Genomic DNA, 1,463 nt, shown 5'->3' with positions numbered 1-1,463 from the left:
AACCGGCTTCTTTAACAAAACCAAGCCCCTTAGTGGTATTACTGTTCTGCTGAATACCCGAGCCTTCGATATCAATATCAATTAAGCGCTTGAACTGACGAATCCAATACAAAGCAACGATACCAACAGGCAATAGAATTTTACCGTCACTTCTATCAAGCACCGCGCCAGAATGTGCATCGGCAACGCGCAATAGGGTTCGCAACAAGGCTAATTTATACGTAGCTGATTTACTGTCGTTGACGATGATATGACGAACCTTATTCAGATCCCCAGAGCCGTCATCGGGTAATGTCATGACAACAGTTTGCCACCAGACGTCACTACGGTTGAGCGAATCTTTACTGTCATCTACATGGCGAACGAGCAGAGCGCTATTCTTGGCAAACTGCTCTAATTCTTGAACTGAAACAGGGTAACCTTGTCGCTCATCGCTGAACTCTCCATGGCGAAGTGTAATGACTAGCCTTCCATTCGGTGCCAATAGATTAGAGAGTTTACGAAAAGCGCGCTCACGATAACTAGTTGGTAAATGCATCCAAACGGCACTGACCAATATAAGATCGAATCGCATACCTAGATTTTCGGTTCGACTGAGTGACGGCAAAGAATCATCCATCCAAGTAACCTGAGCACCAGTGTGTTGTGCTCCAAGCTCTCTTAAACCTTGACTTGGTTCAATGGCGATAACGTCACAGCCCTGTTGCTGCCTCCAACGTGCATCACGACCACTGCCCGCGCCAATATCCAGAACCTTGTCACCTTGCATGGGCCAATAAGGCTGCCAACTGCGATGAACTGACTCAAAATCGATAGAATTATATTGAGTACTCAGTTGCTGTGCATATTGGTGATAAAAGTCAGTCTTCGATGCCATATTCAATCAGTTAGTAGTGGTTCTAACTCAATGATAAGTCGACAGTTAGTAGAATACTATCGAATCATACAAAACTTACGAATTTTCCTTCGCTTAAATTTTGCTCTTTAGTTGCTGCAACCAATTTGCCATTCTTATCGAATCATCTCTCCAGTGAACACCTGTAGGCTCACTTTGTTCCACTAAACACCCTTGTTAGTCATTGTTTTATATACATATCTCAAAATGGCTTTCTGGCATGGGGATTTTGTTGCAATTTGGTTAAATAGACTTAAAACTCTAATTATCTCGAACGGTTTGAATACTGCGTCATGCAGTGCAAAGGAGTTGGCTGTGCTTACTGTTCTTCGTCTTATTTTGGCTATGGTGTTTGTGGTATTCACCAGGCTCGCGGCTTTGGTCTACTGCTTGTTTAGCCCGAAAAATCCCAAACATGTCTATTTCTTTTGTCGTTGGTTTAATCAACTGCATAAGATCGTCGGTTTAACGATGATTCAACGTGGACTAGAGAACGCACCAACTCCGCAAAACAGCGTGTACATCTCTAACCACCAGAGTGTGTTTGACTTCGTGACAGATCCAGGAA

Annotated in this window: 1 protein-coding gene and 1 pseudogene; one reads left to right on the top strand and one right to left on the bottom strand. The window is 43.5% G+C overall.

The window, feature by feature from the left end:
* Nucleotides 1–877: bifunctional 2-polyprenyl-6-hydroxyphenol methylase/3-demethylubiquinol 3-O-methyltransferase UbiG (locus KIV40_RS30295; protein WP_285352969.1), on the bottom strand; the 877-nt coding region annotated here is incomplete at its 3' end.
* A gap of 333 nt (nucleotides 878–1,210) precedes the next feature.
* On the opposite strand from KIV40_RS30295, the pseudogene KIV40_RS30290 reads away from it, so the two are divergent.
* Nucleotides 1,211–1,463, top strand: a pseudogene (locus KIV40_RS30290) (1-acyl-sn-glycerol-3-phosphate acyltransferase); the annotation flags it as partial.

The organism is Vibrio sp. D173a (assembly GCF_030248475.1).
The sequence above is the reverse complement of the archived record's forward strand: the minus strand, read 5'-3'. Positions and strand labels throughout refer to the sequence as shown.